A 13,983-nucleotide genomic window follows, 5' to 3' on the forward strand; every position below is an offset into this window, starting at 1 on the left:
CGGTCAATAATGTCGTAAGTCTAGTGTACGTGGGTATTCAGGGTTTCTTTTCACCGACAAGGGCTGACTAAAATTGCTGGGATTTTGAGTCTTTTCCAAATGTCGCTCAACGTGGTTCCCCGAAACCTTAGGTATAATCGTGCCAGGGGTATGTCCATGATTCCAGAAACGGCTTATCCTTCGTCCTTCGGCTTCAAATGAATTAACCGGAAATGCATCATAATTCCTTCCACCCGGATGAGCAACGTGATACACACAACCACCAATTGATTTCTTATTCCACGTATCATATACATCAAACACCAAAGGTACATCTGTGCCCAGTGTAGGATGCAGCGCGGATGGCGGACTCCATGCTCTGTATCGTACGCCTCCTACATATTCACCTTTGGTCACGGTCTCACTTAATGGTATAGGTATACCATGGCAGGTAATCATATACCGGTCGTTGTTGAAGTTCTTTACTTTTATTTCAATGCGCTCTACCGATGAATCAACGAAGCGCGCGGTTCCACCGTTGACTACTTCTTCTCCTAATACGTGCCACGGTTCTATACCAAAGCGGAGCTGTAGCTCCATGTCCTGAACTTTAATTTTTCCATACAATGGAAAACGGAATTCAAAGAAAGGCTCGAGCCAGGCAAGTTGAAATGGATAACCGGCTTCGTTCAAATCATTCACAACTTCCTGCAGATCTTGTTGTACATAATGCGGTAGCATATACTTATCATATAGCTCGGTGCCCCAGCGCGTAAGTTTACCGGTATAGGGCTTTTTCCAAAAGCGTGCAAGTAATGAACGGATCAACAGCAATTGTACAATACACATTTGCTTGTTGGGTGGCATATCGAAACCTCTGAACTCTAATATACCCAGGCGCCCCGTTGAACTATCCGGTGAATATAGTTTGTCGATGCAGAACTCGGCACGATGTGTATTGCCCGTTATATCAATAAGTAAATTTCTGAACAAGCGATCCGTTAGCCAGAATGGTACTTCTTCGTTCTCCGGTATTTGGTTGAAGGCAATCTCTAATTCGTATAGTGTTTCCTGGCGACCTTCATCTACGCGTGGCGCCTGGCTGGTGGGACCAATAAATTGCGTAGAGAATAAATAGGACAAGCCTGGATGATGTTGCCAATAGGTGATCAGACTTCGAAGAAGATCGGGTCTTCTTAACAGCGGACTATCCGACGGTATAGCTCCGCCAATTGTAATGTGATTGCCGCCACCGGTTCCTGTATGTTTACCGTCGAGCATAAACTTCTCTGTGCCAAGCCGGGTTAGTCGTGCCTGCTCGAATATTGTATCATACGTATGAAGAATCTCTTTCCAGTTTTTAGCGGGATGTATATTTACTTCCAACACACCTGGATCTGGCGCGAGAGAAAGTTTTGTCAATCGGTTGTCGTGTGGAATTCCATAACCTTCAATCACTACTTTTAAATTCAATAGAGCAGCAGATTCTTCAATCGCTGCAAGCAAATCAAGATAGTGTTCCGCATACTGCAGAGGTGGCATGGAGATATATAGCTTTCCTTTGCGCACTTCAATTGAAAGTGCAGTCTTTATAATATATGTCTCAAAAGTCGGTGTTGGCTCCTGATCAACCGGTTTATCTTTCCTGGCCTTAGTTTCTTCCTCTTCTATTGCTATAGATGCCGGGTTTGTAAATTCTTCCGGAAGCTCCTGTATAGTTATAGGTTGATCGAACTGTGCTTTTATTTTTTTATGAAAGTCTATAAACTCCGGCAGTTCCTCAAATGTACTTCGCTCTACGGGTCGTTGAACTTTCTTCGGATCCATATGCGGTAAAGCCTTCAACGGTAATCTATAGCCCATCGAAGAATTACCAGGAATCAGTATAAGCCTGTCGTTGCGGAAGGGCCATTGGCACGACAACCATCGGTTGCTTTTGAAATTCCATTCCAGCGGTATAACAAAACCAACCGCAGTGCCGAGCCCGTTAGCAAGAATTTCAGCAAGTTTTTTCCGCTCGAGCGAATCATCAAGGTTTGCTTTGTACGGATCGAGGTTTGCGGGCACTTTACTTTCTTCCCACAAAAAGAAGAATGCATCTTCCACTGCGGGATGTATATGTTCTTCCGGTATATTAATAAATCTCGTAAGGGTATGGGCGAGTTTCTTCGCATCTTCTATAGTATAGGAAGAAGTAGTATCATCAAGATCTAACAGTGTATCATTCTTCCACATAGGTTGTCCGTCCTTACGCCATATAGCAGAATATTGCCAGCGTGGTAAAGGCTCCCCCGGATACCATTTACCTTGCCCGGTATGAATCAAACCACCAGGCCCAAAAGACGCTTTTAGTTTTCGGATTAGCTCTGCACCCAGTACACGTTTCTGCGGACCATCCGCTACCGTATTCCATTCTTTTGCCTCCATATCATCAATGGAAACAAAGGTGGGCTCACCGCCCATCGTCAGGCGCATATCGCCTGCTTCAAGCTCTTCGTCAATGGTGTTCCCCAATGATACTATAGATGTCCATTGATCTTCCGTGTAGGGCTTTGTTACACGCGGGTCTTCTTGTATGCGGAATACTTCATTTGAATAGTGCAGTGTAGATTCACAGACATCCGTCATGCCTGTAACAGGTGCTGCGCCAACAGGATCCGGTGTACAACTCAGTGGTATATGCCCCTCACCGGCAAATAGCCCTGACGTTGGATCGAGACCGACCCAACCAGCACCCGGTATATATACTTCTGCCCACGCATGTAGATCAGTGAAATCTGCTTCCGGTCCGGAAGGTCCATCAATAGCTTTTTGATCTGCTTTTAACTGCACGAGATACCCGGATACAAATCGAGAGGCGAGACCCAGATGCCGGAAGAGTTGAACGAGCAACCATGCCGAATCACGACACGATCCGCTTTTCAAAGAAAGCGTCTGTTCACAGGTTTGCACACCCGGTTCGAAGCGCACCGTATACTGTATATATTGCCATACTTTCTGGTTAAGCTCCACCAGGAAATTAATGGTTGTTATTTTTTTTGAAAGATTAATGGTCCGTAAAAAACTCTGGAGCAGTCCTCCGTTTTCTGAAAGCTCGAAGTAAGGTGATAGCTCTTTACGAAGCTGATGAGTATACTGAAAAGGAAATTCTTCAGCATAGCTTTCAATAAAAAAATCGAAAGGGTTGATGATAACGATCTCCGCGATTACTTCTACATCGAAGGAGAAATGACGGGTTTGTTCCGGAAAGACTGCACGTGCCTGATAATTACCAAATGGATCTTGTTGCCAGTTGATGAAATGATTTTCAGGTTTGATGTTCAGTGAATAGGACAGGATTGGCGTACGACAATGTGGTGCTGGCCGCAGACGAAAGATGTGAGGTGATAGATTTATAGCACGGTCATATTCATAAGAAGTCTTGTGACGGATAGCAACTTTGATGGACATTAGGTATGGTTTATAGGGTGACGGAATTGTGTTCCTTAAACAGAAATCAAAACCTCTAGCTAATAATACCTTTTTTTAAGGAGAGAATCATATGCCTTGGCAATAGACTTTGCTTACAACGGAAAATAATTTTAGCCCCGTATCTTCAAACGATTGTTTTAGTCTGGCAGCGGGTAATAAAATTGAAAAAATATGGATGTTGATATTCCTTCGTGAGAAGATTATGATGATGTCGCTGCCTTTCTTCGTTTTTTTAATTGAGCTTCATAAAAAGCAACGCGGTCGTTCTTGTCCCATTTGCGGTAGACTTCAATAACTTTTCCCAGTTCCTCAATGGAGATTTGCGCTAACTCCTTTTTTAGAATTTCGGAGAGAATTTTATTTTCAGATTTTAAAACCCGTATCTCTCTTCTGCACTTTAAGCAACTAACGGGTTCAGAGTCGATCCAGAATTTTAGTACTTCAAACCAGAAGCGTTTCTCTTCTTTGGTAAATAGAAATTCTTCGCCACAACTTTTACAGATTAGATTTTTATCGAAGTAAGCAAGGTGCGGATTCATCGAGGGTGTTTGTAATCCAGTATTTGCCAGCACTGCTTTTTTTGTTGTCAGGCAAGTGTCGCAAGCCCATTCAAAATCAGAGTTCATGAAAGCGGAGTATATATCAATGTTTAGTTCTTTATAGTGCTTGAATTCTTTCTTTGCAATTTTACCCATCACAGACAACGATATAGTCATCTCTGTTTTGTACTTGTCAGTTAAGCAAGACGAACATTTAGAATATTTTGTTTTGGATTTTGCCATGCTCTATAAAGTATATTGCGAGCGATATATACTTACAACATCTGATTCTTATCCGTAAAATCTTTGAAAGATTTTCGGTATGTGTCGCTGATGGGAATCGTTACTGAGCCTATTTGTACTTCGCCCTTCTGGATTACATCTATAGCATCTACGGCAACTATATAGGAGTGGTGTATGCGAATGAATTTTTCAGCAGGTAATTGTTCTTCCAGTGATTTTAGTCGTTGTAACGTAACGATCTTTTGTTGTCGCGTGTGAATGGTCACGTAATCTTTTAATCCTTCTACGAAAAGAATATCATCCCAACGAACCTTCACCAGCTTTGTTCCATCTTTTACAAATACAAAAGGCTGTGCTGCATCTTGCAGCGTTCTTTCTATTGGAGAAGTGGTTGGTGATGTTGATGAATTTGCTAATCGCTGATTTGCTTTTTCTACGGCACGAAGAAATCTTTCGAACGTTATGGGCTTTAACAAGTAGTCGATCACATCGAGCTCATAACCTTCCAGCGCATATTCTGAATATGCAGTAGTTAAAATTACCAGCGGCTTTTTCTGAAGTGCTTTCAATAAAGATATACCGGTGATCTCAGGCATCTGTATATCCAGGAAGAGTAAATCTACCGGTGACTTTCTCAAGATTTCTATAGCCGTTAACGGACTTGAAGTCGCTTCCAGTAAATTCAGATACGGCACTTTCTTCACATAGTCTGTAATAAGACTACGGGCCAGTGGTTCATCATCAACAATTAAACACGAGATGCTCACGATAAAGTAAGTTTCAGTTCTATTGAATAGCGTTCCGGATAGTCTTCCACTTTTAATACGTGCTGCTCCGGATAACTTAAAGCTAATCTACGCTGAACATTCTGTAATCCAATGCCTGATTTTTCGCCCGCCTCCGTTTTTGTATTGGTATATTTACTGTTCTCTACTTTATAGGTACATGTATTCCCATCCATTACTATACTCGCCTTCACCCATGCATGCGTACTGTTGTTGCTGATGCCGTGCTTGAAAGCGTTCTCGAGAAACGTAATAAAGATCAGCGGTGTAATGCGCGTATCATGAATGTTGCCTTGTATAGTAAAGTCAATCGGAATCTGGTTGTTCAGGCGCAAGCGCTCCAGACTTATATAGTTCTGCATATACTCAATCTCCTTGCTAAGCAATACTTTCGGGTGATTGGTATCGTATATCATATACCGCATCATCTGCGAAAGCTTGGCGATTACTTCGGTAGTGTTGGGCGATTGTGAGTAGGCCAGGTAGTATAAATTATTCAATGTATTGAATAAAAAATGCGGATTGATTTGTGCCTTCAGAAAATTTAACTCTGCCTGCAGCTTTTCATTTTCTACTTCTTTTTTCTTCGATTCAAATTCAAACCATTCTTTGGCGAACCGTAGCATCGCTACAAAGATCACAATGAATAAACTCGTAGCACCGGCCTGTATAATAAAAGTAGTGGTATAGAAGAAATGTACCTGGTGAGTATAATCATCAACGAGATAGCGCTGCAGATGCACGCGGAAAAACATGAGGATGGTAAAGGGTATAAAAAATTCAAGCATATACCGCCCTAATTTTTTCTTCTCCAGAAAGCGTGGCAGGAAAATAAAATAGTTGAGATACGCGACAATCATATTGAAGATAACATTGGCCGCAGCATGTGTAATGACTTCGGTGATGTCGATTTCTCTTTTACGGTATGACGTAATCTGGTACACGAAGAACGACAGATAAACGCACCAGAATGAAAGGTGTAAAAGGAAGACGCGGTTACGTTGAATAAATTTCTGCATGACAAAAAACAATACAAGTAAAATTAATTCTTAGTGCTTAAGTACACGGCTATTCTTACTGATTTTCTACCGTTAGCGGAATTTTATCGACCGAATCATAGGGTTGTGCGTACCTTTCGGCACGGTCGAATATGTGGCCGGAATGTCGAATGTAAACGCCCGATTGTATAAAAAACGCCTGCAGCTGTCAACAATCAATTTTCTTTGCCGTTGACTCTAAAAATACCCGAAGACTGTGTGGCCATGAAATCAGAAAACTTATTACTCTTTTAATTATATATGAGAAAACTATTATCTCTTTTGGTTTTTGTTACGGGCAGCGCCTCCCTTTTTGCACAAGGGCAGGGTGGCGGGAATGCAGGGGCGAGTTCTCCTGCGGTGAAAGGAGCGGCGAACAGCAAGATAACCGGTGTAGTGTTGGATGCTGAAACCCAAAAGCCAGTAGAATTTGCAACCGTAGCACTTACACCTGTTGATTCTGAAAAACCACTGGATGGCACAGTGTGTGATGACAAAGGAAAATTTACAATCACGAAAGTAGCAGAAGGAACCTATAACCTGGTGATCTCTTTCATTGGGTATGAAACACAGACTATAAAAAATGTTGCTGTTCCTGATAAAAAAGATGAAGTAAATGTAGGCGTGATCAAATTGAGTACAGGGGCGAAAGTCCTGAACGAGGTTGTAGTAGAAGGACAGAAGGCGTTGATTGAAGAGCGCGTTGATCGCACAGTATATAATGCTGAGAATGATCAGACCGCACGCGGTGGTGATGCTACTGATGTATTGAAAAGAGTGCCGATGCTTTCCGTTGATCTTGATGGAAATGTATCGATGCGTGGTAGCGCAAATGTATTGGTGTTGATCAATAACAAGCCATCTACAATTATGGCGTCAAGTATAGCAGATGCCTTGAAACAAATTCCGGCCGATCAGATTAAATCTGTAGAAGTAATTACATCGCCCTCTGCTAAATATGATGCAGAAGGTTCTGCCGGTATCATCAATATCGTTACCAAGAAAAATACATTGGAAGGGCTAACGCTGAATATAGATGCAGGCTTGGGCTTACGTGGTTCTAACCTCGGCCTGAACGGTAACTATCGTAAAGGTAAAATGGGTTTCTCATTGGGCGGATGGGGTCGTGCGAACTACAATATAAGTGGCAAGTTCTCCAGCGATCAATATACCCGATCATCACTTGAAGACACCGAGCCAACCTATAACATGCAACGTGCGGATACACGTAACAGCGGCCTGTTTGGTAACTATAACCTCGGTTGGGATTACGATATAAATGAAAAGAACTATATGGCGGCTTCCGTTCGCTTCGGAGCACGTAACGGTAAGAACCACCAGGACGATCTGTATACCTTGATCGATACGTTGATCAACGATCCCAACAATGCAACGCAAAGTACGCTGCGTAATACATTATCAGAAGATCTTTCCAATAACGTAGATGTGAATTTGAGCTTTACTCATCTTTATGAAAAGCCGCAGCGCGAACTGAGCATCATGGGAAGCTATAGCAGAAATGATCGTCAGAATAATTTTGAGAACCTGATCCTTCAGCAAAACGGTGTAAATGCATTAAGCGGTATCCGCAATGATAACGATAGCTATAACCAGGAGATGACGTTCCAGGTAGATTATCAGACACCGATTGGTACCAATCAAATGGTAGAGTTCGGTGCGAAAGATATCATGCGTAAAGTGTTCAGTGAGTTTACATACTTTACTGATGAAGATGGCGATGGAAATTATGAGCCTTCTACCAATTCTTCATTGTCCAATAACCTGAACTACGATCAGAATGTTGTCGGTGGATATCTATCCTATACCTATACCACCAAGACAAACTATAGCATCAAGGCAGGTACGCGTTACGAGTATACTACAATTGATGCCTATACACAAACGGAAGCAAATATCGAGATACCATCTTATGGTGCTTTGGTGCCAAGCTTGAATATCTCTAAAAAACTTTCCAATGGTAAAACGATTAAGGCTGCCTATAACAGAAGAATTCAGCGTCCTTCCATTCGCTACCTGAATCCGAACGTTCAGGCACAAAACCCATACGATGTTACCATTGGTAATCCATCCCTTGATCCTGAATATACCAACAACTACGAGGTATCGTATAGTACATTTATAAAAGGAACGTCCCTGAATTTCTCTGGCTTCTGGAGAAATACAAACAACGCTATACAAGACGTGCGCACGGTTAAGACCGAGGGCGGTGTTCAACGTGTAGAAACCACCTATAAAAACATTGGACAGGAAGACGCTGTGGGTGTAAATATATTTGCCAATGTAAGCATCGGTAAACTTTCATTGAATGGTGGTACCGATCTGTATTATTCCATGTTGAATAATAATATACCTGTAGATGCTAATACCCCGGATGATCCAAACCGTCAGTATCGTGCCAGCAATGAAGGTTGGGTAGCGAGCTATAGAATGTTTGGTAACTATAACCTGAGCAAAGGCTGGGGTTTTCAGTTCTTCGGATTTTACCGTGGCCGCACGGTGCAACTCCAGGGAACACAAGGTGGCTTCGGTATATATAGTCTTGGTTTAAAGAAAGACATCAACAAGAAGCGTGGAAGCGTTGGCTTTGGTGCAGAGAACTTCTTTACAACAGCCTTTAAAATCAAAGGAGAACTTAATTCACCTCTCGTGCAACGGAGCACATTGACTGAGCTTCATAATATGAGCTTCCGAGTTAACTTCAGCTACCGTATTGGTAAGATGAGTATGGACGCAAAGCCGAAGCGTAGAAAATCCATCAGCAACGATGACTTGAAAGATGGTGGTGATGGCGGTGGCACTGACGCTGGCGGACAATCTGCTGGTGGAGGCGGAGGTATGCGCCAGGGTGCGGCAGCACAAAACGCAGCGGCGACAAAACCCGCGATTACACCTCCTGCTGATCCTGCAGCCGTAGTGAACGCAGCCGGTACTTGGAACTATACTATAGAATCGCCACAAGGCGGAGAAGGAACATTGACAATCACGAAGGAGGGCGAAGTATATAGTGGTACGATCAAAAACAATCGCTTCAACAGCGAGAATGCACTTTCCAATGTTACGGTTAACGGAAATGAATTATCCTTCAACTATGAAGTAAACTTCGGTGGTAACCAAATGATGATCGCTGTAAAAGCCATCATCACCGGAGATGCTTTAGCAGGTAACATGACGGTTGGACAATTCGGTACTTTCCCGATTAATGCCAAGCGTGCACAGTAAGTATATATATAATACAGTATTTTAAGATAAGAGGTTAGTTAGTTAAGGAAGAAGGACGAAAGTTCTTCTTCCTTTTTTGTGATCTTTATGCCTTGCAAGTACACTATATCAAAAAAATGACAGATATACATATACCTGTCATTTGCATTTTCCTTTATGAAACTTGTGTTTCTTAGATTCCTTGCGTATTCACTTTACAATGCAGCAGCATTCTCTGCCAGGCTTCTGATCTTCTTCACCCGCTCCGGATCAACCGTGCGAAGTTTAAATTCAGAACCTTCATCTGACCCCATACCGGAGATCTGTTCGTTGCGATATACCATAGCGCTTTCGCGGAAAGCAGTAGCCGAGAAATGAATCTCTTTCGCTCCAGTCTTCGATACGATCTCCTCTACAGTATTTTCATTTACACCTGAGCCCGGCATAATAGCAATTCTTCCATCGGCACGTTTGATCAACTCTTTAATCAAGTCAACACCTTGCACTGCATGTATATGCCGGCCTGAAGTAAGAATGCGGTCGAAGCCCGCTTCAATGCAATCTTCCAAAGCCTGGAACGGATCTTTGGTCATATCAAAAGCACGGTGACATGTTACTTTCAATGGACGCGCTTTATCAATCAGTTCCTTGCAACGTTTCTTATCGATCGTTCCATCAGCATTCACAATACCGAATACAACGCCATCAACACTTAATTTTTGACACGTTGATATATCACGCTTCATTGCGTGAAATTCATAGCTGTCATAATGAAAGTCACCGCCCCGTGGACGGATCATCACAAATATATCCAGACTCACATGCTGACGAACGGATTCAATCGTTCCGAAAGATGGTGTTGTTCCGCCTTCACCAGGATTGTCACAAAGTTCAATACGGTCTGCTCCACCTTCCTGTGCCTTGCGTGCTGACTCAATATTATAAACCACAATTTCAACAGTCATATAGTATATGTTATAACGCCAAATATCTTATAAATTCCAGGTAAAAAATATAATATGTTTATACTTTCAAAGGATTATTATGGATGTGTTTGCGTGCTTTTGAAATTATGCGTTAATATGTGAACGAGGCGCCATTATTACGGTTCAATCGAAGTGTAAAAAAAGATTATAAAAAAAACAAACCTGTATTTCCGTGCTGACATAAGGCTGTCACATGGAGTTTGTTATTTTGAATCAACAACAAACATAATCCCTATATGACACAAACAACAGTGAAAGAAACATCGGCACTGGAAGGGCTGGTGAAAAGTTTTGCATCCTATAACAGATGGGCGAATACAACGCTTGTAAATTGGTTGAAGCAGAAACCTGCTGAGTTAATGGATAAAGAAGTTGCATCCAGTTTTCCCAGCATCTGTTTGACGTTGATTCATATCTGGGACACAGAACGATTCTGGCTATCGGTATTGAAGCGTGAACCCGCACCACCATCGTTTAGAATGGTTGGTTTTGATGGATCTCTGGAAGAAGTATATGAAGGAATTGTGAAACATTCGGAGCAGTTAGAAACGTATATACATTCACTTTCTGACGAAGAGGTTCAGGAGCGAGTAGCTTTTTATAGTCCATGGGCGGAAGGCAATGAACCGAGATTTGAATATCTTCTCCAGGTATTGAATCACAGTACATATCATCGTGGACAAGTTGTCACCATCGGAAGAAATGTAGGGCTGACGGATGCTCCCATGACCGATTATAATTTCTATTTGCTTTACGGCAGAAGTTAATGCAGTATTGACTATTAATACATATAGTATATGCCACTATCGTCCATCGCTCATCAACGACTACATCATCAACGGATCTCTCAAACGGAATTTGAGAAGCCCGAAGAGGTAGTTTCGTGGATGGGCGCTATGCAAGCGCAGGATTACCTGGGTTCATTGTGGGCCATTGGATTGAGAACGAAGAATGCAACGGAAGCTGACGTTGAAAAGGCACTTACCAATAGAACCATTATTCGTACGTGGCCCATGCGGGGCACGCTACATTTCGTTGCTCCTGCCGATGCACGGTGGATGTTGAAGACGTTTACACCTCGCGTAATAACACGGTGCGCAGGTATATATAAGCAGGAGGGACTTGATAAAAAAACGTTTACCAAAAGTGCCAAGCTCTTAACAGCTGCATTGGAAGGGGGCAAACAACTCACGCGCAAAGAAGTATATGAAGTGCTGGAACGTGGTAAGGTGGCAGCAGGTAACACGCGTGGCTTACATATACTTGGGCATCTGGCCATGCAGGGACTGATTTGTTTTGGCGCGCGCAAAGGGAAGCAGCCAACGTTTACCCTACTGGACGAATGGATTCCCGCTACGAAAATGCCTGTTGCCGAGGAAGCGATGGCCGCCTTTACCTTGCGTTACTTTGCAAGCCATGGTCCTGCTACGGTACAAGACTTTGCATGGTGGACAGGGTTATCAACTACGGAGGCCAAGGCTGCTCATGAAGCTGTAAAGTCTCAACTAACCGAGGAGACCATTCAAGGCATTACCTATTGGACGGCCAGTAGCAACTCCGTTGTAAAGACAAAGTCGCCCGGGGTATATTTGCTTCCCGGGTTTGATGAATATCTGCTCGGCTATACGAATAGGACACCTGCTATAGATACTACCCGCTATAAACAAATTGCAGGAAATGGTAATGGTCTGCTGAGTTCTACCATTGTTATCAACAGTCAGATAGTAGGTATGTGGAAGCGCACTATCCAGAAAGATACGGCTATTGTAGAGGCTCAAGCATTTGATACTTTTAACAAAACGCAAAAGAATGCCGTAGCAGCCGCGGCTAAAAAGTATAGTAAATTCCTGGATCTCGATGTGAAAATTATATAGTCAACATATCATTGTTAGTCCGTTGTTTGTTATCTGCCTCCACAGGAATTATAAATTTTGCGATTCACGAAAAGCCCTGAAATCAATTGCGGCATAAAATACACAACGGTATGGTTTTTTAACTTCTAGGTTACTAACTATTAATAATATGAAGTTTAAAATCAACACTTTGATACTGAGCTTGTTTTTATCGATGTTTTTAACAAGCTCATTTGCCCAGCAAGCCTCACCTTCGGGGCAAAAAATCATCGATCTTATGGTTGGTACATGGCAGGTCAGCAAAGTTTATGAAGGGAAAAAAGAATTGAAGAGTGATGCGGACACCACGATACAAACTATGGAATTTACCCGTGAGGCGAAATTTATATCGCGTACGAACCAGCACAAAATTGATTCAGGATTGTTTCGAGTCAATGAAAACCATAAGATACTGTATCTGGAAAGCGCAGAGAATAAGGATGCACCTCCAACAGAATGGTCTATATCTTTGAAAGATAATATGTTGACGCTTGCAGGAAGAGGATCACCACAGGCTGCAAGTTTCAAGTATCTATATGTGCGTAAATCCGGAGCGAAAAGCCGTAAGTAAGAGTTATTGAAATATACTATACCTGTACCAGTGAACGACATTCACTGGTACAGGTATTTTTTATTGAATGGTTTCTTTCACAGAACCGCACCGTAACATCATATCTCCAAAGTATGGATTTTTGATTTGCTTCTCATTGGACAGCCAGTAAGCTCCCTGGTTGTTATTGGCCATAGGACAATATTCAAGGTATAAAGCTCCTGCTGATAAGCTTCCGGTAACCAGCGTTTTCATTTCATTACTCAATTGAGAAAACGTTTTACGTTGTTCACTCAGATCAGACGTGGCTGCTATTTTTGTTGCGTGCTCAATGGTCTTCTTACTGTTTGGTACAGCCGTCAATGATTTCTGTAAAGCTGCAGCCGCATCTTTTGCAGCATCTGCTTTTGAAGCTACGAGCGCATCTTTTAATTTCAGGTAATCACCATAGGCGGTGCTGAGCTTGGCATCTTTGAATGTAGGAGCAGCTTCCTGGGTAGCAGCACTGTGTTGTGCATGATCATGTTGTGCCTGTACACCGCAGCTTACCAGCGCGAGTATCCCGATTATTATTGTTGTTTTCATAACTATATATGTTAATTTGTTGTTGATCGGTTGATATACTATATTTCTTAAATAAGATATTATTGCAGTTTCTCTTTAATAACACCACACGTTAACATCTGGTCGCCAAAGTATGGGTTGCGGATCTTCTCCTGGTCGCTTAGCCAATATGCACCTTCATCATTAAATGCCATCGGGCAAAATTCATAGTAAGCCTTCGTGCCACCCAGTCCAAATGCTTTTGCACTTTTATATAAATTATCAGAAAGCGTACTGAAAGCTCTGCGTTGAACTTCAATATCTTTTGAAGTCTGGATTTCGCGTAACGATGACTCGAGACCACTAAGGTAGCTCATCCAATCATTGTGCGCTGCGCCTGAAAGTAATTTCATGTCAGCCTGAGTAACTTTTTGCTGAACAACAGCAGCTTCTGTTCTTACCTTATCAGCATCGGATGCAACGAATGCTTCCTTCAACGAAAGGTAAGACGTAAATATATCTGACAATTGTAGCTGAAAAGTTTTATCGACTTCGAACTGAGGCTTGCTCACTTCCGTAGCAGTAGTTGAGTCTGATGATGACGCTTCCCCTTTATGCGCAGCATGATCATGACCTTCGTGTGCGGATTCTTTTTTGCCTGAACAATTGCTTAGGGCAAACGCAACGGCCGCTATAAACAATGTGTAAATGATGAACTTGTTTTTCATAAGATATATTT

General features: G+C 42.3%; 11 protein-coding genes. 4 read left to right on the top strand and 7 right to left on the bottom strand.

Features of this window, described 5'->3' with window-relative positions:
* Positions 1-3: 3 nt before the first annotated feature.
* The 4 genes from B5Y40_RS02220 to B5Y40_RS02235 all read right to left on the bottom strand — a co-directional run bounded on the left by B5Y40_RS02220 (position 4) and on the right by B5Y40_RS02235 (position 6,036).
* Positions 4-3,429: a transglutaminase family protein gene (locus tag B5Y40_RS02220; protein ID WP_079685074.1), complete on the bottom strand. Its 3,426-nt coding sequence runs from the start codon at positions 3,427-3,429 to the stop codon at positions 4-6.
* A gap of 221 nt (positions 3,430-3,650) precedes the next feature.
* Positions 3,651-4,232 (bottom strand): zinc-ribbon domain containing protein, encoded by a 582-nt coding sequence (locus B5Y40_RS02225; protein WP_079685075.1) that lies wholly within the window; start codon positions 4,230-4,232, stop codon positions 3,651-3,653.
* Positions 4,233-4,264: 32 nt separating this feature from the next.
* Positions 4,265-4,999, bottom strand: a complete 735-nt coding sequence (locus tag B5Y40_RS02230) for a LytR/AlgR family response regulator transcription factor (protein WP_079685076.1) — start codon at positions 4,997-4,999, stop codon at positions 4,265-4,267.
* On the bottom strand, positions 4,996-6,036 hold the full coding sequence (locus B5Y40_RS02235) for a sensor histidine kinase (protein ID WP_079685077.1): 1,041 nt from the start codon (positions 6,034-6,036) through the stop codon (positions 4,996-4,998). Before B5Y40_RS02235 ends, B5Y40_RS02230 begins: the two co-directional genes overlap by 4 nt.
* A 279-nt stretch (positions 6,037-6,315) precedes the next feature.
* On the opposite strand from B5Y40_RS02235, the gene B5Y40_RS02240 reads away from it, so the two are divergent.
* Entirely contained in the window at positions 6,316-9,294 is a 2,979-nt protein-coding gene (locus B5Y40_RS02240; RefSeq protein WP_079685078.1) for a TonB-dependent receptor, read from the top strand.
* A 194-nt stretch (positions 9,295-9,488) separates the two neighbouring features.
* Here the strand turns inward: B5Y40_RS02240 and B5Y40_RS02245 are convergent, their stop codons facing one another.
* Complete coding sequence (locus B5Y40_RS02245; RefSeq protein ID WP_079685079.1) at positions 9,489-10,238, bottom strand: copper homeostasis protein CutC; 750 nt, start codon at positions 10,236-10,238, stop codon at positions 9,489-9,491.
* 257 nt (positions 10,239-10,495) lie between these two features.
* Here B5Y40_RS02245 and B5Y40_RS02250 point away from each other — a divergent pair, with 257 nt between their 5' ends.
* From B5Y40_RS02250 to B5Y40_RS02260, 3 genes are all read left to right on the top strand, one after another.
* A complete protein-coding gene (locus tag B5Y40_RS02250) occupies positions 10,496-11,026 on the top strand; it encodes a DinB family protein (RefSeq protein ID WP_079685080.1) in 531 nt (176 codons plus the stop codon).
* A gap of 30 nt (positions 11,027-11,056) precedes the next feature.
* Positions 11,057-12,133 carry a winged helix DNA-binding domain-containing protein gene (locus tag B5Y40_RS02255; RefSeq protein ID WP_079685081.1) on the top strand — a complete coding sequence of 359 codons (1,077 nt, stop codon included), beginning with the start codon at positions 11,057-11,059 and terminating at the stop codon, positions 12,131-12,133.
* Positions 12,134-12,281: 148 nt separating this feature from the next.
* Entirely contained in the window at positions 12,282-12,722 is a 441-nt protein-coding gene (locus B5Y40_RS02260; RefSeq protein WP_079685082.1) for a hypothetical protein, read from the top strand.
* 60 nt (positions 12,723-12,782) lie between these two features.
* Here the strand turns inward: B5Y40_RS02260 and B5Y40_RS02265 are convergent, their stop codons facing one another.
* Together B5Y40_RS02265 and B5Y40_RS02270 are read right to left on the bottom strand one after the other, a co-directional pair.
* Entirely contained in the window at positions 12,783-13,286 is a 504-nt protein-coding gene (locus B5Y40_RS02265; RefSeq protein WP_079685083.1) for a DUF3347 domain-containing protein, read from the bottom strand.
* Positions 13,287-13,345: 59 nt separating this feature from the next.
* Positions 13,346-13,972 carry a DUF3347 domain-containing protein gene (locus tag B5Y40_RS02270; protein WP_079685084.1) on the bottom strand — a complete coding sequence of 209 codons (627 nt, stop codon included), beginning with the start codon at positions 13,970-13,972 and terminating at the stop codon, positions 13,346-13,348.
* Positions 13,973-13,983: the final 11 nt, after the last annotated feature.

The organism is Ohtaekwangia koreensis (assembly GCF_900167975.1).
Classification (GTDB): domain Bacteria; phylum Bacteroidota; class Bacteroidia; order Cytophagales; family Cyclobacteriaceae; genus Ohtaekwangia; species Ohtaekwangia koreensis.